Origin of the sequence: Xenorhabdus innexi, assembly GCF_002632485.1 — a bacterium.
Lineage (GTDB): Bacteria > Pseudomonadota > Gammaproteobacteria > Enterobacterales > Enterobacteriaceae > Xenorhabdus > Xenorhabdus innexi.
Genome location: NZ_NIBU01000215.1, coordinates 1 through 767 on the forward strand (window position 1 = coordinate 1; position 767 = coordinate 767).

At 53.5% G+C, this 767-nt stretch carries 1 protein-coding gene; it reads left to right on the top strand.

The genetic code is table 11. The annotated features are described in order from the left end of the window. Nucleotides 1-767, top strand: a 767-nt coding sequence (gene tssK, locus Xinn_RS21170; protein WP_099137834.1) for a type VI secretion system baseplate subunit TssK, incomplete at both ends; no start/stop codon positions are given.

Here is a 767-nt window from a genome sequence, read left to right on the forward strand (position 1 = left end):
CAGGCGGAAAGCTATCTGGAAGCCTATACCCGTGATTGGGGAACCGCCCAACGGCCTTACTACTGGGGCTTTCTGACACTGGAACTGGATCAGGAAATGCTCCAACAGGGGAAAGTCATGCTGTCTGCGGCGAGCGGAATTTTTCCGGACGGCACACCGTTCAGTTTTGACGGGGCTCAGGCTCCAGCGCCGTTACAGCTGGCTGAAAATCAGACGGATATCCAGATTGTATTGGCGCTGCCCCACTTCCGGCGCGGACGGGAAGAGGTGATTTTCCGGGAGCAGAAAAATTCACTGGCCCGGTTTATCAGTTTTGAAACCGAAGTCAATGACTTTAATGCCATGGCCGTGGGCAGTGCCACATTACAATTCGGCCGGATGCGCCTGCGCCTGATGACAAAGTCGGATTTAACCCCTGAATGGACGGCGTTGACGGTGGTACACGTAGTAAACCGCTCGAATGATAATAAACTGACCCTTGATCCGCAGTTTATCCCTCCCCTGCTTAACTGTTATGCCAGCCCGCAGATGAGCGGTTTTGTGACCGATATACAGGGGTTATTGGATCAACGCCGCCAACAGATAAGCCAGCGTCTATTGCAACTGGGGCGGCACAATGATTCGGAAATCATGGATTTTCTCCTGCTGTCTCTGGTGAACCGCTACAGTGGTCAGGTCAGCCACATCCGCCAGATAGCCTTGCTGCATCCGGAACGGTTGTTCAGTGAGTGGCTGCAATTTGCCACCGAACTGGCAACGTTTTCCCA